The 20,176-nt window shown below is 73.0% G+C and carries 16 protein-coding genes; 3 read left to right on the top strand and 13 right to left on the bottom strand.

The genetic code is table 11. The features are described 5' to 3' along the window. Positions 1 to 22: 22 nt before the first annotated feature. The 9 genes from GT045_RS21455 to GT045_RS21495 all read right to left on the bottom strand — a co-directional run bounded on the left by GT045_RS21455 (position 23) and on the right by GT045_RS21495 (position 14,783). Positions 23 to 1,186, bottom strand: a complete 1,164-nt coding sequence (locus GT045_RS21455) for an acyl-CoA dehydrogenase family protein (protein ID WP_161335118.1) — start codon at positions 1,184 to 1,186, stop codon at positions 23 to 25. A gap of 55 nt (positions 1,187 to 1,241) precedes the next feature. Further along, positions 1,242 to 3,089, bottom strand: coding sequence for a biotin carboxylase N-terminal domain-containing protein (locus GT045_RS21460; protein ID WP_161292134.1), 1,848 nt, complete (start codon positions 3,087 to 3,089; stop codon positions 1,242 to 1,244). 8 nt (positions 3,090 to 3,097) lie between these two features. Further along, the gene (locus tag GT045_RS21465) at positions 3,098 to 4,696 is read right to left on the bottom strand and encodes a carboxyl transferase domain-containing protein (protein ID WP_161292132.1); all 1,599 of its coding nucleotides are present in this window, start codon (positions 4,694 to 4,696) and stop codon (positions 3,098 to 3,100) included. Continuing rightward, positions 4,693 to 6,369 carry an acyclic terpene utilization AtuA family protein gene (locus GT045_RS21470; RefSeq protein WP_161335119.1) on the bottom strand — a complete coding sequence of 559 codons (1,677 nt, stop codon included), beginning with the start codon at positions 6,367 to 6,369 and terminating at the stop codon, positions 4,693 to 4,695. The genes GT045_RS21465 and GT045_RS21470 overlap by 4 nt, the downstream gene beginning before the upstream one ends. Beyond that, entirely contained in the window at positions 6,366 to 7,160 is a 795-nt protein-coding gene (locus tag GT045_RS21475) for a TIGR03084 family metal-binding protein (protein WP_161335120.1), read from the bottom strand. Before GT045_RS21475 ends, GT045_RS21470 begins: the two co-directional genes overlap by 4 nt. A 124-nt stretch (positions 7,161 to 7,284) precedes the next feature. Then, positions 7,285 to 8,487: a polysaccharide pyruvyl transferase family protein gene (locus GT045_RS21480; protein WP_161335121.1), complete on the bottom strand. Its 1,203-nt coding sequence runs from the start codon at positions 8,485 to 8,487 to the stop codon at positions 7,285 to 7,287. A 284-nt stretch (positions 8,488 to 8,771) separates the two neighbouring features. Continuing rightward, positions 8,772 to 10,493 (bottom strand): NAD-dependent malic enzyme, encoded by a 1,722-nt coding sequence (locus tag GT045_RS21485; protein ID WP_345942707.1) that lies wholly within the window; start codon positions 10,491 to 10,493, stop codon positions 8,772 to 8,774. Between the two features lie 227 nt (positions 10,494 to 10,720). Continuing rightward, positions 10,721 to 11,659 (bottom strand): EamA family transporter, encoded by a 939-nt coding sequence (locus GT045_RS21490; RefSeq protein ID WP_161335122.1) that lies wholly within the window; start codon positions 11,657 to 11,659, stop codon positions 10,721 to 10,723. Positions 11,660 to 11,888: 229 nt separating this feature from the next. After that, positions 11,889 to 14,783, bottom strand: a complete 2,895-nt coding sequence (locus GT045_RS21495; protein ID WP_161335123.1) for an FAD-binding and (Fe-S)-binding domain-containing protein — start codon at positions 14,781 to 14,783, stop codon at positions 11,889 to 11,891. Between the two features lie 156 nt (positions 14,784 to 14,939). On the opposite strand from GT045_RS21495, the gene serC reads away from it, so the two are divergent. Continuing rightward, positions 14,940 to 16,058: a phosphoserine transaminase gene (gene serC, locus GT045_RS21500; protein ID WP_161292935.1), complete on the top strand. Its 1,119-nt coding sequence runs from the start codon at positions 14,940 to 14,942 to the stop codon at positions 16,056 to 16,058. On the opposite strand, the gene GT045_RS21505 is transcribed toward serC, so the two are convergent. The 3 genes from GT045_RS21505 to GT045_RS21515 are packed head-to-tail and all read right to left on the bottom strand — an operon-like array spanning position 16,042 to position 17,899. Continuing rightward, positions 16,042 to 16,365: a DUF397 domain-containing protein gene (locus GT045_RS21505; RefSeq protein WP_237538759.1), complete on the bottom strand. Its 324-nt coding sequence runs from the start codon at positions 16,363 to 16,365 to the stop codon at positions 16,042 to 16,044. The genes serC and GT045_RS21505 overlap by 17 nt on opposite strands. Then, positions 16,281 to 17,129: a helix-turn-helix transcriptional regulator gene (locus GT045_RS21510; protein ID WP_161335124.1), complete on the bottom strand. Its 849-nt coding sequence runs from the start codon at positions 17,127 to 17,129 to the stop codon at positions 16,281 to 16,283. Before GT045_RS21510 ends, GT045_RS21505 begins: the two co-directional genes overlap by 85 nt. A gap of 17 nt (positions 17,130 to 17,146) precedes the next feature. Then, on the bottom strand, positions 17,147 to 17,899 hold the full coding sequence (locus GT045_RS21515; protein WP_161292952.1) for a DUF6879 family protein: 753 nt from the start codon (positions 17,897 to 17,899) through the stop codon (positions 17,147 to 17,149). A gap of 190 nt (positions 17,900 to 18,089) precedes the next feature. Here GT045_RS21515 and GT045_RS21520 point away from each other — a divergent pair, with 190 nt between their 5' ends. Together GT045_RS21520 and GT045_RS21525 are read left to right on the top strand one after the other, a co-directional pair. Next, complete coding sequence (locus GT045_RS21520) at positions 18,090 to 18,314, top strand: DUF397 domain-containing protein (RefSeq protein WP_161335125.1); 225 nt, start codon at positions 18,090 to 18,092, stop codon at positions 18,312 to 18,314. A 70-nt stretch (positions 18,315 to 18,384) separates the two neighbouring features. Continuing rightward, a complete protein-coding gene (locus tag GT045_RS21525) occupies positions 18,385 to 18,912 on the top strand; it encodes a hypothetical protein (RefSeq protein ID WP_161335126.1) in 528 nt (175 codons plus the stop codon). A 214-nt stretch (positions 18,913 to 19,126) separates the two neighbouring features. On the opposite strand, the gene GT045_RS21530 is transcribed toward GT045_RS21525, so the two are convergent. Beyond that, positions 19,127 to 20,095 (bottom strand): WD40 repeat domain-containing protein, encoded by a 969-nt coding sequence (locus tag GT045_RS21530; RefSeq protein WP_161292943.1) that lies wholly within the window; start codon positions 20,093 to 20,095, stop codon positions 19,127 to 19,129. Positions 20,096 to 20,176: the final 81 nt, after the last annotated feature.

The following is a 20,176-nucleotide window of genomic DNA, read 5'->3' on the forward strand; positions in this document are numbered from 1 at the left end:
GGTTCCTCCAACTCGGGTGCGCCTAGTACGACTTGGGCAGACCCAGGGTCTGGTGGGAGACGTAGTTGAGAATCATCTCCCGGCTCACCGGCGCGATACGAGCCACGCGCGCGGCCGTTATCAGCGAGGCGAGTCCGTATTCACGGGTGAGCCCGTTGCCGCCGAGGGTGTGCACCGCCTGGTCGACGGCCCTCACACAGGCTTCGCCCGCCGCGTACTTGGCCATGTTGGCGGCCTCGCCCGCGCCGACGTCGTCGCCGGAGTCGTAGAGGTGGGCCGCCTTCTGCATCATCAGCCGGGCCAGCTCCAGGTCGATGTGGGCCTGCGCCAGGGGGTGCGCGATGGCCTGGTGGGCGCCGATGGGGGCCTTCCAGACGGTGCGGTCGCGGGCGTACTCGATCGCCTTGGCGAGGGCGTAGCGGCCCATGCCGATGGCGAACGCGGCCGTCATGATCCGCTCGGGGTTGAGTCCGGCGAACAACTGGAGCAGGCCGGCGTCCTCCGCCTCACCCACCAGTGCGGAGGCGGGCAGCCGTACGTCGTCCAGGACCAGCTCGAACTGCTTCTCGGCGGCGTTCAGTTCCATGTCGATGGGCCGCTTCCGGAAGCCCTCGCTGTCCGTCGGGACGATGAACAGGCAGGGCTTGAGCCTGCCGGTGCGGGCGTCCTCGGTGCGGCCGACGATCAGGACGGCGTCGGCCATGTCGACGCCGGAGATGAACACCTTGCGGCCGGTGAGGAGCCAGTCGGTGCCGTCCCGCCGGGCCGTGGTGGTGATGCGGTGGCTGTTGGAGCCGGCGTCGGGTTCGGTGATGCCGAAGGCCATCAGCCGGGTGCCGTCGGCGAGTCCGGGAAGCCACTCCCTCTTCTGGTCCTCGGTGCCGAAGCGGGCGATCACCGTGCCGCAGATGGCGGGTGAGACGACGAGCATGAGCAGCGGGGAACCGGCCGCGCCCAGTTCCTCCAGGACGATGGAGAGTTCGGATATGCCACCGCCACCGCCGCCGTACGCCTCCGGCAGGTTGACACCGAGGTAGCCGAGTCCGCCCGCGTCCGACCAGAGTTCGGTGAGGGGTCTGCCTTCGGCGACGGTGCGGGTGAGGTAGTCGCGGCCGTAGCGCTTGCCGAGGGCGGCGACGGCCGAGCGCAGGGCCTTGTGTTCTTCGGACTCGATGAGCGTGGTCATGCGATTCCTCCGCTTGCGGCTTGTCCGGTGGCTGGGCGCGCGGTTCCCCGCGCCCCTAGGGGGTTTGCACGACCGCCAGTACCGTGCCCGGCTCCACCTGCTGTCCCGGTTCGGCGTGCAGGCTGGTGAGCGTGCCTTCGGCGGGTGCCGAGATCTGGTGCTGCATCTTCATCGCCTCCAGCCAGACGAGCGGCTGCCCGGCCGTGACGGCCGCCCCCTCCGACAGGCCCTCGGCGACGCGTACGACGGTGCCGGGCATGGGGGCGAGCAGGGAGCCGGGGGCGATCTGGGCCGTGGGGTCGGGGAAGCGGGGCAGGGCGGTGAGGCGGGTGGTGCCGACGTACACCTGGTCGCCGTGGCGCGCGACCTCGAACGTGCGCCGCAGACCCCCGGCTTCGAGGACGACGAGACGCGCGTCGGCGTGCACGACCCGGACACCGTCCGCCGCGAGCCCGTCCCGCGTGTGCCGGTAGCGGACCTCGTGCTCCTCCCCCGCCATCTCGTACCGCTTCACCTGCGGCTGCGCGGGGACGTTGCGCCAGCCGCCGAAGCGGGAGCGGCCGTGGGCGTCGGCGAGGGCCGCGGCCAGGGGCGCGAGGGGGTCGGGGGCGGGCTCGGTGAGTTCGCCGAGGTGGCGGTCGTAGAAGCCGGTGTCCATGCGGGCGGCCGTGAACTCCGCGTGCCGCAGGGAGCGCACCAGCAGGTCCCGGTTGGTGACCGGGCCGTGGATCGCGGCGGACTCCAGCGCGCCCGCGAGCCTGCGCAGCGCCTCCGCGCGCGTGGGGGCGTGGGCGACGACCTTGGCGAGCATCGCGTCGTAGTGGACGCCGATGGTGTCGCCGTCGGTGTAACCGGTGTCCAGGCGGACGCCGGGCGGTACGGCGAGGCGGTGCAGGGTGCCGGCCTGCGGGGCCCAGCCGTGGGCGGGGTCCTCCGCGTACAGGCGGGCCTCGATCGCGTGGCCGCGCGCGCGGGGCGGCTCGCCCTCCAGGGCGCCTCCCTCCGCGACCCGGATCTGCTCGGCGACGAGGTCGAGGCCGAACACCGCCTCCGTGACCGGGTGTTCCACCTGGAGCCGGGTGTTCATCTCCAGGAAGTGGGCGCGGCCGTCGGCGACCAGGAACTCGACCGTGCCGGCGCCGACGTAGGAGACGGCCCGCGCGGCACGCACGGACAGCGCGCGCAGTTCCTCGGCCAGGCCCTCTCCGAGGCCGGGCGCCGGAGCCTCCTCGACGACCTTCTGGTGGCGGCGCTGGAGGGAGCAGTCCCGGGTGCCGAGCGCCCAGACGGTGCCGTGGGTGTCGGCGAGGATCTGCACCTCCACATGGCGGCCGTGCTCGATGTACGGCTCCACGAAGACCTCGCCGTCGCCGAAGGCGCTCGCGGCCTCGGCGCGCGCGCCGTCCAGGGCGGCCGGCAACTCCGCCAGACGGCGCACGATCCGCATGCCGCGGCCCCCGCCGCCGGCCGCCGCCTTCACCAGGACCGGCAGGCCGGCCTCGGTGACCTCGGACGCGTCCAGGGGGGCGAGACCCATCAGCCGCTTGGCGCGGGTCTTGGACGCCATGGCCTCGATGGCCTGCGCAGGCGGGCCGATCCAGGTCAGGCCCGCGTCCGTGACCGCGCGGGCGAAGCCGGCGTTCTCGGAGAGGAAGCCGTAGCCGGGGTGCACGGCGTCCGCGCCGGCCGCCAGGGCCGCCTGCACGATCAGTTCGCCGCGCAGGTACGTCTCGGCGGGAGCCGCGCCCGGCAGCCGTACCGCCGTGTCGGCCACGCGCGCGTGGAGCGCGTCCGCGTCGGCGTCGGAGTACACCGCGACCGTCCGGATCCCCAGCTCACGGCAGGTGCGGAAGATCCGGCAGGCGATCTCGCCCCGGTTGGCGACGAGCACACTCGAAATCACGTGATCCCTCACATCCGGAAGACGCCGAAGCCGCCGCGCGCGCCCTCGTAGGGCGCGGTGTGCAGGGCGGACAGGCACAGGCCGAGGACGGTGCGGGTGTCGCGCGGGTCGATGACGCCGTCGTCGTACAGCCGCCCGGACAGGAACATGGGCAGCGACTCGGACTCGATCTGCTGCTCCACCATGGTGCGCAGGGCCGCGTCCGCGTCCTCGTCGTACGGCTGCCCCTTCGCCGCCGCCGACTGCCGGGCCACGATCGACAGCACGCCGGCGAGCTGCTGCGGGCCCATGACGGCCGACTTGGCGCTGGGCCAGGCGAACAGGAAGCGCGGGTCGTAGGCCCGGCCGCACATGCCGTAGTGCCCGGCGCCGTACGAGGCGCCCATGAGGACCGACAGATGCGGGACCCGGCTGTTGCTGACCGCGTTGATCATCATCGCGCCGTGTTTGATGATGCCGCCCTGTTCGTACTCCTTGCCGACCATGTAGCCGGTGGTGTTGTGCAGGAACAGCAGCGGGATGTCGCGCTGGTTGGCGAGCTGGATGAACTGGGCGGCCTTCTGGGACTCGGCGCTGAAGAGCACGCCCTGCGCGTTGGCCAGGATGCCGACCGGGTAGCCGTGCAGGGCGGCCCAGCCGGTGACCAGGCTGGTGCCGTACAGCGGTTTGAACTCGTCGAAGTCGGAGCCGTCCACGATCCGGGCGATCACCTCGCGCGGGTCGAACGGGATCTTCAGATCGCCCGGCACGACACCCAGCAGTTCCTCCGGGTCGTACGCGGGCGGCTCGGCCGGGCCGGGATCCGGACGGGCCTTGCGGTGGTTGAGGCGGGCCACGACCCGGCGGGCCTGGCGCAGCGCGTCCGGCTCGTCCAGCGCGAAGTAGTCGGCGAGGCCGGACACGCGCGCGTGCATCTCGGCGCCGCCGAGTGACTCGTCGTCGCTCTCCTCACCGGTCGCCATCTTCACCAGCGGCGGCCCGCCGAGGAAGACCTTCGCCCGCTCCTTGACCATGATCACGTGGTCGGACATGCCCGGGACGTAGGCGCCGCCGGCGGTGGAGTTGCCGAAGACGACGGCCACGGTCGGGATGCCGGCGGCGGAGAGCCTCGTCAGGTCCCGGAAGATGGCGCCGCCCGGGATGAAGATCTCCTTCTGGGACGGCAGGTCGGCGCCCCCCGACTCCACCAGGCTGATGCAGGGCAGCCGGTTGGCGAGGGCGATGTCGTTCGCCCGCAGGGCCTTCTTCAGACTCCAGGGGTTGCTGGCACCGCCGCGCACGGTCGGGTCGTTCGCGGTGATCAGGCACTCCACGCCCTCGACCACGCCGATACCGGTGACCAGGGAGGCGCCGACGGGGTGTTCGCTGCCCCAGGCGGCCAGCGGGGACAGCTCCAGGAAGGGCGTGTCGGGGTCGAGGAGCAGCTCGATCCGCTCGCGGGCGAGCAGCTTGCCGCGCCCCCGGTGCCGGGCGACGTACTTCTCGCCGCCGCCCGCGAGCGCCTTGGCGTGCTCGGTCTCCAGCTCGCCGAGTCTGGCGAGCATGGCCTCGCGGTGGGCCTGGTAGTCGGGGGCGGTGGGGTCGAGAGAGGTCTGCAGAACCGTCACAGCAGGGTCTCCGGGATGTCCAGGTGGCGGGAGCGCAGCCATTCGCCGAGGGCCTTGGCCTGCGGGTCGAAGCGGGCCTGCGAGGCGACACCGGCGCCGAGGATGCCCTCGACGACGAAGTTCAGGGCGCGCAGGTTCGGCAGGAGGTGCCGGGTGACCGTCAGGTCGCGGCTCTCCGGGATCAGCTGCCGGAACCGGTCGGTGGTCAGCTCGTGGGCGAGCCAGCGCCAGGCGTCGTCGGTGCGCGCCCACACGCCGACGTTGGCGTCGCCTCCCTTGTCCCCGCTGCGCGCCCCGGCGACCAGACCGAGCGGCGCCCGGCGGGTCGGGCCGGCGGGCAGGGGCTCGGGCAGCGGCGGCGGGACCACCTCCCTCAGCGGCCGGGTGTCCTCGGGCGGCGGCACCGGAACACGGCGTCCGTCGTGGAGGACGGCCACATGGTCGACATCTCCATGGGGGACGTACACATCCTCGAAGACCCCGTAGGGGGCGCCCTTGCCCGGTGGGGACAGCACATGGAAACCCGGGTAGCTGGCCAGCGCCAGCTCGACGGCCGCACCGCCGAGCGCCCGCCCGACGAGCCGCTCGTCCGCGTCCCGGACGACGAGCCGCAGCAGCGCGCCGGCCGTCTCCTCGCTGTCGGCGTCGGCCCGGTCGGTGCGCACCAGGTCCCAGCGGGCCTCGGCCGGCGGTGCCTTGGCGAGGGCGTCGGTGAGCTGGGCCCGCACGAGTTCGGCCTTGGCCTCGATGTCGAGTCCGGTGAGGACGAAGACCACCTCGTTGCGGAACCCGCCGAGCCGGTTGAGCCCGGCCTTCAGGGTGGGCGGTGGCGCCTCCCCGCGCACGCCCTCGATCCGTACCCGGTCCGGACCGTCCTGGCTCAGCCGTACGGTGTCCAGCCGGGCGGTGACGTCGGGCCCGGCGTACCGGCCGCCGCCGGTCTCGTACAGCAGCTGGGCGGTGACCGTGCCGACGTCGACCAGACCGCCGGTGCCGGGGTGCTTGGTGACGACACTGCTGCCGTCGGCGTGGATCTCGGCGAGCGGGAAGCCGGGCCTGCGGACGTCGCCCTCGCGGAAGAACGCGTAGTTCCCGCCGGTGGCCTGCGCGCCGCACTCCAGCACGTGTCCGGCGACGACGGCGCCCGCGAGCCGGTCGTACTCCCCGGGCCGCCAGCCGAAGTGGGCAGCGGCGGGTCCGGTGACGAGGGCCGCGTCGGTCACGCGCCCGGTGACGACCACGTCGGCGCCGGCCCGCAGGCACTCGGCGATGCCGAAGCCGCCGAGGTAGGCGTGGGCGGCCAGGGTGCCCGGGTGGCGGTCGGCGAGGTCGTCACCCTCGACATGGGCGACCCGGACGGGCAGCCCGAGCCGGCCGGCCAACTCCCGGACGGCCGCCGCCAGTCCCGCCGGATTGAGCCCGCCCGCGTTGGTGACGATCTTCACCCCGCGCTCGTGGGCGAGGCCGAGGCACTCCTCCAGCTGGCGCGGGAAGGTGCGGGCGTACCCGGCGGAGGGGTCCTTCAGCCGGTCCCGGCCGAGGATCAGCATGGTCAGCTCGGCGAGGTAGTCGCCGGTGAGGACGTCGACCTCGCCGCCGGTGAGCATCTCGCGCAGGGCGTCGAAGCGGTCGCCGTAGAAGCCGGAGAAGTTGCCTGTGCGCAACGGCCTCACCGGCCGGCTCCGTCCGGCGCGCGGCCGGCGCCGGGCGGACCCGCGAAGGCCTGGGCGATGTCCAGCCAGCGGTCGGCGTCCGGCCCGGTGGCGGTCAGCGCGAGGTCGGCGCGGTGCGCCCGCCGGGTCACCAGCAGGCAGAAGTCCAGGACGGGGCCGGTGACGCGCTGGGCGGCCCCTTCGGGTCCGTGGACCCACACCTTCCCCGAGGGCGTGGTGAGTTCCACCCGGAACTCCTCGGCGGGCGGGGTGAGACCGTGGACGGTGTAGGCGAAGTCACGGGTCCGGACCCCGAGTCGGGCCACGTGCCCCAGCCGCTCGGTGGGTGGGCGCGCCACGCCCAGCGCATCGGCGACGTCCAGGCCGTGGGCCCAGGTCTCCATGAGACGGGCCGTGGCCATGGAGGCCGCCGACATGGGCGGCCCGTACCAGGGGAAGCGGGCCCCGGCCGGTGCGGTGCGCAGCGCCCGGTCGAGAGCGGCCCGTCCCGCTCGCCAGGCCGCCAGGAGTTCGGCGGGCGGGAGCCGGGCGCCTTCGTCCGCGCCCTCGTCCACGAACGAGTCGGGGGCGGTGAGCGCCTTCTCGACCAGGGCCTGGAAGGCGTCCGCGTCGGTGACCGCCAGCAGCGCCGAGCGGTCGGTCCAGGCGAGGTGGGCGATCTGGTGGGCGAGGGTCCAGCCGGGCGCGGGAGTCGGGAGCGTCCACCGCTCCGGGCTCAACTCGGCTACCAGCAGGTCCAGTTCATCGCTCTCGGCACGCAGGTCGTCGATGACGGGCGTCGGGTCGGCCATGAGGGGAGCATGTCAGCGGCAGGGGAAACAATCAAGCATGCTTGCATGAATTCATCCGGGGTGTGGTGGGCGGGCACGGCGTCCGTGCGGCCGGCGACGCGCAGCCGGCCGCACCCGGCCGCCGCTAGCGCACCAGCGCCGTCAGGGTCTCGGTGAAGGCGGTCGCCGAGTGGTCGGCGTGGTCGCGGATGCGGGCCGCGACGGCGTGCGCCCCGCCGCCCTCCACCAGGCGGACGAGCCGGTCGGCGCGCTGCTCGTACGCCTCCGGGGTGTCCCTCAGGGTGGTCAGGTAGAAGTCCGTCGCGTCGTACGCCATGTGGAACACGTGCTTCTTCACGTCGCTCAGGGTCAGGTAGTCGTCGTCGGTCGTCGGCCTCGGTTCCGGCGCGCCGACGCAGACCACCGGGGTGCCGGCGCCCCAGGCGTTGACACACAGGTGGTACGTGTCCGTGATGACCAGGCGGTAGCGGGGCAGGACCCGCACCAGGTCGCCGACGGTGCGCTCACCCGGGCGGGTGGGGATGTGACCGACCTGGGCCGGGATGTCCCGGTCGAACCACGGCAGCCATTCGAGGGGCGCGCCGAAGCGGTCGGAGAGGCGCCGGCAGAACGCCGGCAGCCAGTCGGGGACCGGTGTACGGGCGCCGAGGAACACACCGATCGCCCCGCCCGGCGTGAGATCCCGCGACCACCCGGTGTCCGGGAGGTGGTCGAGGTCGCCCGGGCGGGACAGCAGGGCCGCGTCCGAACCGAAGTGGTCGGTCGTACGGTCCCGGCGCAGGTGCGCGAGCTTCGCCGCCGAGAGCGGGTCGCGCACCCAGACCCGGTGGCTGCCGGTCATCAGACGGGCGAAGAGGGGGCCGTACTCCTTGTCCTCGTAGTCGGACTGCGTGTTGTGCAGGATCGTTCCGCCGTAGCTGAGGGTGCGGGCGAGGAGTTCGTCGGGCTGGTCGGCCAGCAGCAGGGTGCGGTTGAGCAGGGTGCGGGCGGCTTCGCGGTCGGGTGCGATGCCGAAGTCGAGCAGGCGGTTCGTCGCGTCCTGGGCCAGGTAGTGCCGGGTGTGCAGGAAGTCGCCCCAGAAGACGACCGCGTCGTGGTCGCGGAGGCCGTCGAGGTGCTCGGTCAACGGCTGGAAGCGGAAGGGGAGATCGGCCCCGCGCACGCCCGCGCGCAGCGGCACGGTCTCCGGCAGGTGGAGGGTGTACCAGCTCGCGTCGATCTCGCCGCCCATGCGTCGCCGCAGGGACTCGAAGGCCAGGTCGACGGTCAGCATCCCCGTGTTGCGGTAGCCGATGTTGGGTGCGGTGATGACGGCGACGCGTGCCATGTGCTCGTTTGTCCCCTAGCTGTTCCCGGCGCCTCGACGTGTGGCGCGGACCATCACCGCCAACGTACACATCGACGGCGGCCGGGGGACGGCCCGCCCCTGACCGGCGGGAACATGTGGCTCGAACCGACCGCCCGCCGGCGTCGCACGGACGCTCGGACCGGTCACCCGGGCCGACCGTGCAGACCGATCGCCCAGGCCGACCGCACAGACCGCTCACCCAGCCCGACCGCTCGGACCGGTCGTCCAGGCCGACCGCTCGGACCGACCACGGACCGGTCCGCTCAGACCGCTTCCACCGGTGGGTAGGCCGGCTCCCAGCGGGCCGCGCGCACGGCGGACGCGGCGTCGCCGACGTCGGCCCGGGCGACACCCTCCTCCACCGCCGTGCGGACGACGGCCACGGCGACCGCCTCCGAGGTGCCGCGCAGGTCGCGGATGGGCGGCAGGACGGGCGCGTTCAGCCGGGCGACGTCCGTGTCGTCCGTCCGGCGGGCCACGGCGTCGGCCGCCGCGCGGAGCATGCGGTCGGTGATCCGGGAGGCGCGGGCGACGATCGCGCCGAGGCCGAGGCCGGGGAAGACCAGGGCGTTGTTGGCCTGGCCGATCTCGTACGTCGTCCCGTCCCGCTCCACGGGCCGGAAGGGGCTGCCGGTGGCGACCAGGGCCTTGCCGTCGGTCCAGTCGAGCAGGTCGGCGGGGGTGGCCTCGGCGAGGTCGGTGGGGTTGGACATGGGCAGGATGATCGGCCGCTCGGTGTGGCCGGCCAGCTCGCGGACGATCTCCTCGGTGAAGGCGCCGCCCTGGCCGGAGGTGCCGATCAGGATGGTGGGGCGCACGCGCCGGACCACCTCGCCGAGCGGGACGCCGGGCAGGCTGTCGTCCCGCCGCCAGTCGTGGACCTCGCCGGCCCGGCGGGCGTAGGGGGCCTGGAAGTCGCGGAGCCTGTCGCCCTGGTCGTCGGTGAGCAGGCCGTACCGGTCCACGCACCAGAAGCGGGCGGTGGCCTCGTCACGGGTCATCCCCTCGGCGACCAGCGCGTCCCGGAGCTGGTCGGCGACGCCGATCCCCGCCGTGCCGGCGCCGAAGACGACGATCCGGTGCTCGCGCAGGGGCACCCCGGCGGCGCGCACGCCCGACAGGACGGCGGCGAGGTTGACGGCTCCCGTCCCCTGGATGTCGTCGTTGAAGGTGCAGACCCGGTCGCGGTAGCGGTCGAGGATGCGGCGCGCGTTGGCGGTCCCGAAGTCCTCCCAGTGCAGCAGGGCGCCCGGAAAGAGCCTGGTCGCGGTGGTGACGTAGGCGTCGATGAAGGCGTCGTAGGTGTCGCGGCCGGCGCGGGGGTGCCGGTTGCCGAGGTAGAGGGGGTCGTCGAGGAGGTCCTGGCGGTTGGTGCCGACGTCCAGCATGACGGGGAGGGTGCGGCGGGGGTCGATGCCGGCGGCGGCGGTGTAGACGGCGAGCTTGCCGACGGCGATGTCGATGCCGCCGACGCCCCAGTCGCCGATGCCGAGGATGCCCTCGCCGTCGGTGGCCACGATCAGGTCTACGTCGTCCGCGCCGAGGCCGCTCGCGCGCAGGGAGCGCTCGATGTCCTCGGGGGAGTCCACGGAGAGGTAGATGCCGCGCGGGCGGCGGTACTCGTAGCTGTAGCGCTCGATCGCCGTGCCCACGGTGGGTGTGTAGACGATGGGCAGCATCTCTTCGAGGTGATCGCCGACGAGCCGGTAGAACAGCGTCTCGTTGCGGTCGTGCAGGTTGGTCAGGTTGACGCTTTTGGCCAGGTCGCTGGGTTGTTCCCGGAACTGGGCGTAGGCGCGCTCGGCCTGCTCGTCCTGCGTGAGCACGTGCGGGGGGACCAGTCCCACGATGTCCAGGGCGCGGCGTTCCGCCTCGGTGAACGCCGTACCGCGGTTGAGCCGGGGATCGGCGAGGACGGCCCGGCCCCGGGCGCTGACCTTCAGCGGGGCCGGGGCACGGCGGTTCACGTCACGAGCGTCGGCCACGAGATCCACCTTCCGTCCGCCTGCATCCCTTCAGGGAGTGTGCAGGAGCGCCGGGGGTTCCGCAGGCGGAGCGGCACGCGTAACCGCGGACCGGGCGCCGGACTGATCCCGACTGATCCCGATGGCCCTGGCCCGGGCCGGGCCGGGCGGCGGGGGGATCCGCGGCTCGGGCGCCGGACGGTTGGTTCCCGGTTCCCCGGGCCTGCCCGAGCGGGCGGCGCCGGGTCTCAGGCCTCCGGTGCCGGTTCCACCCGGGCCTTGCCGCGGCCCACCTGGGTGCGGACCGCGCCGATGCTGGCCGCGATGACCAGGGCGATGGCGGCTGCTTCCGTCGCCGACAGGGACTGGTCGAGGATCAGGAAGCCGGCCGTCGCCGCGATGGCCGGTTCGAGGCTCATCAGGATCGCGAACGTGGACGCGGGCAGGCGGCGCAGGGCCAGGAGTTCGAGGGTGTACGGCAGGACCGAGGACAGGAGGGCGACCGCGGAGCCCAGGGCGATGGTGGTGGGGTTCAGCAGGCGGGTGCCCGCCGAGGCTATGCCGATCGGGAGGAAGAGGAGCGCCGCCACCGCCATGGCCAGGGCCAGGCCGTCCGCCTGAGGGAAACGGCGGCCCGTACGGGCGCTGAAGACTATGTACGCCGCCCACATGGCGCCGGCGCCCAGGGCGAAGGCGACTCCCGTGGGGTCCAGGTCGCCGAAGCCTCCGCCGCCGAGCAGGAAGACTCCCGCGAGGGCCAGTCCGGCCCAGACCGCGTTGATCGCGCGGCGGGAGGCCAGGACCGACAGCGCCAGCGGCCCGAGGACCTCGAGGGTGACGGCCGGACCCAGCGGGATGCGGGAGACCGCTTCGTAGAACAGGCCGTTCATCGCGCCCATGGCGACACCGAAGACGACGACCGTGCCCCAGTCGGCGCGCGAGTGGCCGCGCAGTCGGGGTCGGCACACCAGGAGGAGCACGATCGCCGCGGCGAGGAGGCGCAGCGTCACCACGCCCGGCGCACCCGCCCGGGGCATCAGGGTCACGGCCAGCGCGCCGCCGAACTGCACCGAGACGCAGCCGGCCAGCACCAGCCCGACCGGGCCGAACGAGCCGAGGCGCTGCTGTCCGCCGCTTCCGCCGGCGGCGACCGGTGCTTGCGTGGTGGTGCTGGGTGTGGCGGTCACGGGCGGTCCTGGTGTCGGTCGGATGCGTTCATCGCGATGTACTGCCAAGTCCAGGGTAGTGGACTCCGACAGGAGCGTGAAGCCCTGAAGCAACTGTCCCGGATGCTGGGACACCCGGGGTCCGGACAGCGACCGACGGAACCTGCCGGCGGCGGCGCGGGTGTTCGCCGCTCCTGGCCGTGGCCCGGTCGGTCACTTCGCCGCGCCGCCTCACTTCGCCGCGCCGCCCTCACTTCGCCGCGCCGCCCTCCCCCAGCGCCTCCGCGAGCACCTCCGCGAGGTGCCGGCCCCGGACCCCGGCGAGTTGTTCCAGCTGGGTGCGGCAGGAGAAGCCGTCCGCCAGGATCACCGCGCCCTCGGGGGCCTGCCGCACCGACGGCAGGAGCTGCTCCTCCGCACAGGCCCGGGAGACCTCGAAATGGCCTTTCTCGAAGCCGAAGTTGCCCGCCAGGCCGCAGCAGCCCCCGCTGAGGTCGCCGGTGAGGCCGGCCGCGTCGCGCAGCCGGCGGTCGGGGGCGTCGCCGAGCACCGCGTGCTGGTGGCAGTGGGTCTGGCCGGCGACCGGACGGCCGACGGCGGGCGGCGACCAGTGCGGGGCGTGCCGCTCCAGGACCTCGGCGAACGTGAGGACCGCGGAGGACAGCCGGGCGGCCCGCGGATCGTCGGACAGCAGCTCCGGCAGATCGGTGCGGAGCGCGGCCGCGCAGCTCGGCTCCAGGACGACGACGGGCACGCCGGCCCGCACCACCGGTTCCATCAGGTCCAGGGTGCGGCGCAGCACCGTACGGGCCCGGTCGAGCTGGCCGGTGGAGATGTAGGTCAGGCCGCAGCAGACCCGGGCCCGGCGCGCCGCGAGCAGCGCGGTCACCGCCCGCGTCCCCCCGCCCCCGGTCGCTCCGTCCCCGATCGCTCCCCCGCGTGGCAGCAGGGTCGGCGGGAGGGCCACTCGCAGTCCGGCGGCCTCCAGTACGCGGACGGCGGCCCGGCCGACGGCAGGGGAGAGGTGCTCGGTGAAGGTGTCCGGCCACAGGACGACCAGGTCGCCGGTGCCCCCGGCGGGCTTCCGCCGGCGCCACCACCCGGTGAACGTCCGCGTCGCCAGCCGTGGGATCGCCCGCTCCGGCGCGATCCCGCCCAGCCGTTTGCCGAGGGCGGCCAGGGGCCCCACCGCCGTGAGCGCGTTGACCACCGGCGCCGTGCGGGTGCGGGCGGCCCAGCGGAGCCACCGCGGCAGCCGGCCCATGCTGTGGTGGGCGGCGGGGCGGCGGCGGCCCGCGTAGTGATGGTGCAGGAACTCGGCCTTGTAGGTGGCCATGTCCACACCGACCGGGCAGTCCGAGCGGCAGCCCTTGCAGGACAGGCAGAGGTCGAGGGCGTCCCGGACCTCCGTGGACCGCCAGCCGTCCGTGACCACCTCGCCCGCCAGCATCTCGTGCAGCAGCCGGGCCCGGCCGCGCGTGGAGTGCTCCTCCTCGCCGGTGGCCCGGAAGGACGGGCACATCACGGTGGGACCGGCCGCCGTGGCGGTGCGGCACTTGGCGACGCCGACGCAGCGGCGGACGGCCGCGCCGAAGTCGCCGCCGTCCGCCGGATAGCCGAAGGCCACGTCGACCGGGCGGCGGGGCAGGACGGAGAAGCGGAGGTTCTCGTCCAGCCGGGCCGGGCGGACCAGGATCCCGGGGTTGAGCAGGTCGTCCGGGTCCCACACCGCCTTGGCCCGCTCGAACAGGGCCACCGTCCCGGCTCCGTACATCCGGGGCAGCAGTTCCGCGCGGGCCTGCCCGTCGCCGTGCTCTCCCGACAGCGAGCCGCCGTGCGCCGCCACCAGGTCCGCCAGGTCCTCGGAGAAGCGGCGGAAGCGGCCGACACCGGGCGCGGTGAGCAGGTCGAAGTCGATGCGGACGTGGATGCAGCCGTCGCCGAAGTGGCCGTACGGCGTGCCGCGCAGTCCGTGGGACGACAGCAGGGCGCGGAACTCGCGGAGGTACCCGCCGAGCCGGGCGGGCGGCACCGCGCAGTCCTCCCAGCCGGGCCACGCCTCCGTGCCGTCCGGCATCCGGGTGGCCGTGCCGGCCGCGTCCTCACGGATGCGCCACAGCGCGCGCTGGGCCGCCGCGTCGGTGACGACCAGCGCGTCCACCACGTCGGCCGCGCGGACGATCTCCTCCGCGCGCGCCCGCGCCTGTGCCGCCGTGTCCCCGCCGGTCTCCACGAACAGCCAGGCACCGCCTCGGGGCAGCCCGGCCCCGGCCGGCACCAGATCGGCGGCCATGCCCTCCACCGTGAGCGGCCGCAGCGGCAGCAGGCCCGCCGCGGCCTCGGCGGCGGCGCTCTCGTCGGCGTACGCCAGCACGGCCAGGGCACACGCGCGCGGGTTCTCGACCAGGCCGACGACGGCCTCGGTGAGGATGCCGAGCGTGCCCTCGGAGCCGCAGAAGGAGCGGGCGACGTCCGCTCCCTTCTCGGGCAGCAGCGCGTCCAGCGCGTAACCGGAGATGCGGCGGGGCAGCTCGGGGAAGCCCGTGCGCAGCCGGGACAGTTCTCCCTCGGCCAGCTCCCGCAGTCCCTCCGGCGCGCCTGCCCAGTCCCGGCCCGGCCGCAGCCGGCGCCCGCGTGCGGTGATCACGGAAAGCTCCCGCACGCTGTCCGCGGTCGTGCCCCAGGCGACCGAGTGGGAGCCGCACGAGTTGTTGCCGATCATGCCGCCGAGCGTGCATCTGCCGTGTGTGGAGGGATCGGGGCCGAACCGCAGTCCGTGCGGCGCCGCGGCCTCCTGGAGCCGGTCGAGGACGAGCCCCGGCTGCACGACCGCCGTACGGCTGCCGGGGTCCAGCTCCAGCAGGCCGGCCATGTGCCGCGTGAAGTCCAGCACCACGCCGGTGCCGGTCGCCTGCCCGGCGATCGACGTGCCGCCACCGCGCGCCACCACCGGGACTCCGCGCTCCCGGCACGCCTCCAGCACGGCCTCCACGTCGTCGGCGTCGCGCGGTGCCACCACGCCCAGGGGGACCCGCCGGTAGTTGGAGGCGTCCATGGTGGCCAGCGCCCGGGCGGTGGCGTCGAAGCCGACCTCTCCACGGACCGTCCTGCGCAGTGCGTCCCCGAGATCCGCAAGATCTGTCATGCGTCCAGGATGCATCCCCTCACGGACAGTCACCGCGAGTTTTCCACAGCCCCGTGCCGAACGTCGTACGACATGACAAGTCCACGTCCCGGTGATCTCGTCTCATCGGACGGACATGTCTCCTCCCGGCTTTCCTCCAGCGGTTAACCTCCTTCCGTGGCCGACATCCAGATTCCCGCTGACATCAAGCCCGCCGACGGACGCTTCGGCGCGGGCCCCTCCAAGGTGCGGACCGAGGCGCTGGACGCCCTCGCCGCCACCGGTACGTCCCTGCTGGGCACCTCCCACCGCCAGGCGCCGGTCAAGAACCTGGTCGGCAAGGTCCGCGAGGGCATCTCCGAGCTGTTCTCCCTGCCCGAGGGGTACGAGGTCGTCCTCGGCAACGGTGGCTCCACCGCGTTCTGGGACATCGCCACGCACGGCCTGATCGACGGCAAGTCGCAGCACCTGAACTTCGGTGAGTTCTCCTCCAAGTTCGCCAAGGCGGCCAAGCTGGCCCCCTGGCTCGCCGAGCCGACCGTCATCGCCGCCGACCCCGGCACCCACCCGGAGCCCGAGGCCGAGGCGGGCGTCGACGTCTACGCGTTCACCCACAACGAGACCTCCACCGGTGTCGCCATGCCGATCAGGCGGGTGGCCGGTGCCGACGAGGGCGCGCTCGTCCTGGTCGACGCCACGTCCGGCGCGGGCGGCCTCCCGGTCGACGTCGCCGAGACGGACGTCTACTACTTCGCCCCGCAGAAGTCCTTCGCCTCCGACGGCGGCCTGTGGATCGGCGTCTTCTCCCCGGCCGCGATCGAGCGCGCCGAGCGGATCCACGCCTCCGGCCGCCACATCCCGGAGTTCTTCTCGCTGCCCACGGCGATCGACAACTCCCGCAAGAACCAGACGTACAACACCCCGGCGCTGGCCACCCTCTTCCTCCTCAACGAGCAGCTGGAGTGGCTCAACGGCCAAGGCGGTCTCGCCTGGTCCACGGCCCGTACGAAGGACTCCTCGACGCGCCTGTACACCTGGGCGGAGGAGTCGAAGTACGCCACCCCGTTCGTCACCGACCCGGCCAAGCGGTCGCAGGTCATCGGCACGATCGACTTCTCCGACGAGATCGACGCGTCCGCCGTCGCCAAGGTGCTGCGCGCGAACGGTGTCGTGGACACCGAGCCGTACCGCAAGCTCGGCCGCAACCAGCTGCGCGTCGCGATGTTCCCGGCGATCGACCCGGCGGACGTCGAGGCGCTGACGAAGTGCGTCGACTACGTCATCGAGAAGCTGTAGCCGTTCCGCACACAGCGGCGAAGGGGTGCCCGGCGACGACCTGCCGGGCACCCCTTCGCGTCGCCTGCACGAACTGCCGCAGGAACTCCTGCCAGTTCTCGCGAGAAACGGTCCGGAGGAGGCCGCCGATATGGCGCTTGCTGTCGCGGACGGCTCGGCCGTGGCCGGCGGTGCGCGCCACCTCCACGCAGGCCGACGACGACGTCGTACGCCCCTGCGTCCTCAGACCTTGAGGCTCCGCCGGACCCGGGCGATCACCTGCTGGGCTTCGGTTCCGAAGACGGCCGACTCGGCGAAGGTGTCCCAGACGCGACGGTAGAGGGCGATCGTTTCTGCGTCGTCCAGCCAGAGTTCGGCGTGCCATTCCTCCACCGCGACGAGTCGATCGTCGAGGATGGTGAAGGAGTTACCCAGCGTCAGGGAGATGTCGGCGTCGAGCGGCAGGATGCCCATACGCAGCGTATCCATGCCCACCACACCGAGCAGACGATCCAATTGGGCCGCCAGTACCTCCGGTGGGCAGATGCGAGCCCACAGCACACTCTCGTGCATAAGCAGGTCCAGTCGCTTGCCGGGACGATAGAGCCACTCCTGCCGCTTCATTCGAGCCCGCACCGCGGCATCCGTGTCCCGCGGGGCACCCTGGAGCGCGGCGTGCGCCTGGAACACGTACCGGGCGTAGTCGGCGGTTTGCAGCAGACCACTGACAGCGGCGCTGCTCATGCTCCGCTTGATCTCGGCACCGGACGTGAGCGTGTTCCACATCTCCTGCACAGGGGCGTGTCCCCCCGCCAACTGGCGTCTCCAGGAACGGATGTGGCTTTCAAACCCCTTCAGCCGGGCACGGAGTTCGGGGTAGGCGGACGGTTGCCCCACCGCCTCGGCCCACGCCAGCAAGTCGCCGTCCGTGGGCGTCTGGCGGCCGTTCTCCAGCTTGCTGACCTTGGACTGCGGCCAGCCGAGCACCTGAGCGAGATCCGTACCGGTGAGCCGACCACCAGGGCATTCGTCGCGTAACTCCCTGAGCCTACGGCCCAGCTCAACTCGCGCCCTCTGGTAGTCCGTGCTCACCGGTCCCCGCTCCCGCTCTACACGTCGCCGCCCACCTCGGCCGTGAACTGCTGCCACGGTACGGCGTGATGCCACGCAGCATCGCGCACCATGCAGCAGCGCACCACCTCTGCAGGCTCGGTGATCAGGTCCACGTGCGTGAGCTGGTCGTCGTCATCGAATCGCAGGAGCGCGATGAACCGACTGTCGAACAGCCAGAAGTCCTCGGCGGGGAGCTGGAGTCGATCCGCGTCAGCGCGCCACATGTTCCGGATGTCTTCACCCATGCCGCTGTTCCGCTTGGCGTTGTCAAGGAGGTAGAGCTGCCCTGTGGTCGGCGGTTGATCCACGATGCGCACACGCTCGACACGCTTCCCCTGAGCGGTCTGCTCACGGATCGTCCGGCAGTAGGGATGGTCGTACGTCCAGTTCACCTGACCGGTCTCCACGAACTGCCGGTAGGTGTCGGTGGCTTCGTCACTCGCGTATCGCTGACGGGTCTCCAGCCGCCACGCGGTGTGCTCGAACTTGCCGAACAGGGCCCCGAACTCGTCCAGGCCGATCGTCCGGACCTTCCTCGTCCGCTCTTTCGGGCCCCAGTCGACCAGCAGGTCTCGGGGCACCACGATCGCGACTTCGCCCTCCGAGAGGTGGCGGAGTTGCTCGACATCCCCGGGGTCGGTGAGCGGTGGACCGTGCACGATCACTTCCCCGCTGTCCACGTCCTCATGGACGGACGGGCACCCGTCGTCCCCGCTCCCCGTCCCGTTGAACCGTAACCTGCGTGCCACGTGCGCCCCCTCGGGCTCGGCGATGTCGACTTCCACAGCATGTCGGTACCTCTGAGTGAATGTCCATGCATCCAGAGTGACCGCGCGAGAATAACGGAGAATATTCGCGCCCACGTCGGCACCTTCCCGCCTACGGTCCCCCCGAGACCAACCACCCGGCCCTGACCAGGCCCGACGGGAAGGCACAGGCATGCCCAAGCCGAACGATCTCTACGAACTCGACCTCACCGCCGTCACCTTCGTGCAGGCATGCGGCGGCCCCTGCACCGAGGGGTGCGTGGTGCTCGCCCGCATCGGGGAGGACGCCTGGGCCCTCGGGGACGGCAAGCGGCCCGACCTCGAACCGCTGCGGTTCACCTCGGAGGAGCTGAGCGCGGCCGGCATCGATCCGACGCGGTTCGGCCTCGCCCTCTGAGCCGGCCGCTCCCCCGGCCGGTCCCGACTCCGGGACCGGCCGCCGCACCACCCCCGGACAGGACCCTTCCGTGCACCACCACGGCTACCTCTGGCACGGCCCCAAGTCCCGCTTCGACCAGGACGCCCTCCGCCGTCCGCCCCACCCGCAACCGCCCCCCGCCGAGAGCCCGCCGGAGCTGGTACAGCGGTACCGGGAGGTGGCCGCCGCGTTCCCGGCCTCCGACCTGCCGCCGCTGGAGACGGCGTACTGGCTCCTCAAGCCGCGCTCGCTGGTGCGGGGCACCTGGTCCGAGGCGGCGGGCGCCGGGGGCTGGCTCGGGGACAGGCTGGCCGAGTTCGCCGGGCGCTTCGCCGACGAGGAGCAACGTGACGGCCGGCACCTCGCCGTCGTCGTCGGTGCGGCGGTCGAACGGCTGGCGGCGGGCGGCGACGTCTCGCTCGGCTTCTATCTGGAGCGGCCCGCGTTCGTCTCCCTGGCGCTGGTGACCTGCGCCCCCAACCGCACGCGACCCGAACTGCCCTGTCCACTCGCCGAGTACCCGGCTTCCGCCACCGCGCCGGAGACCGGCGGTCCGTCCGCTGTCGGCATCTCATGACCCCGCGGCGCCGGGTCCGGCGCCCGCATCGTGAACCCGTCCGGGCCGGCGCCCAAGCGCCTGACCGTCATGGAGGGCGGCGGCCACCCCGCGAGCACGACCGTCTTTCCGGTGCCCGGCCGGACACCGTCCTTCCGGTGCCCAGCTGCCGAATACCGTCCTTCCGGTGCCCGGCTGCCGGAAGCGGCTCGCGGTGCCGCCCCGGCCGTGCGCCTCAGCGCCGCCGCAGCCGCCGCAGCCCGAACAGGGCCACCAGGCCGGCCGCGACCACCACCGCGCCCACCTTGAAGCTCCCGCCGTCCCCCTTGTCCGCGGAGGAACCTGAACCCGACTCCCCTGCGGGCGACTTGCCCGCCGGGCGGTCGGGGGCGTCCTTCGCCGTCACGGCGCTCTGCGCGCCCTCGCTGCCGTACATCAGCCGGGTGCCGTCGGCGGAGTACGACACGGACTCGCCCTGGCCCTGCAGGGGCACGTCCAGGGCCGCCCGGCGCCTGATCCGGCCGCCGTCCCAGTCGTAGTAGATGCCGCCGAGGTAGCCGCGCACGGCGAGGTGACGTCCGTCCGGGGAGAAGGCGGCGTCGGTGGCCCACAGGTCGACGGGCGCGACGGGCTTGAAGACGTTCGCGCCGGACGTGGAGAGCGTGGCCGGACCCTCGTACAGGTGCCCGCCGTCCTGCTTCTTGTCGATGATGTAGACGCGCCCGGTCTTCGGGTGGACGAGCAGCGACTCGGCGTCCCGGGGGCCGTTCTCGTACTTGACGACGTACTGCGTGGCCGTGACCGTCTGGTCCGTCAGCTGCTTCGGCTCGGGCAGCCGGTAGATCCACACGTACGGCCACTTGCCGCCGAAGTTGTCGCCGATGTCGCCGACGTACATCTCGTCGTGCGGTCCGATGGAGATCGCCTCGACGTCCCGCGGTGAGCCGATGCCCCGCAGGGTGACCCGGGCGACGGTCCGGCCGGTCGCGCTGTCCACGGCGTACAGGTACGGCCCGTCGTCACTGTCGTTGTGCGTCCAGTAGATGCCGGGGTGCAGCCGGGAGGCGGCGAGCCCGCTGGACTCGGTGATCCGCGGGTCCTTGATGGTGAACCCCTGGTCGCCGGGCGTGCCGGCGGCGGAGGCGGGCAGCGCGCAGGCACCGGCGAGCAGCAACCCGGCGAGAACGGCGAACGGTCGACGCATGCCCCAAGCCTGCCATTCCCGGCGGCGGTCCGGTCGACGTGGTCCGCCTCACAGACCCCCCGATCCCGGGAGCGGCGGCGA

It is taken from the genome of Streptomyces sp. SID486, assembly GCF_009865385.1.
GTDB lineage: Bacteria > Actinomycetota > Actinomycetes > Streptomycetales > Streptomycetaceae > Streptomyces.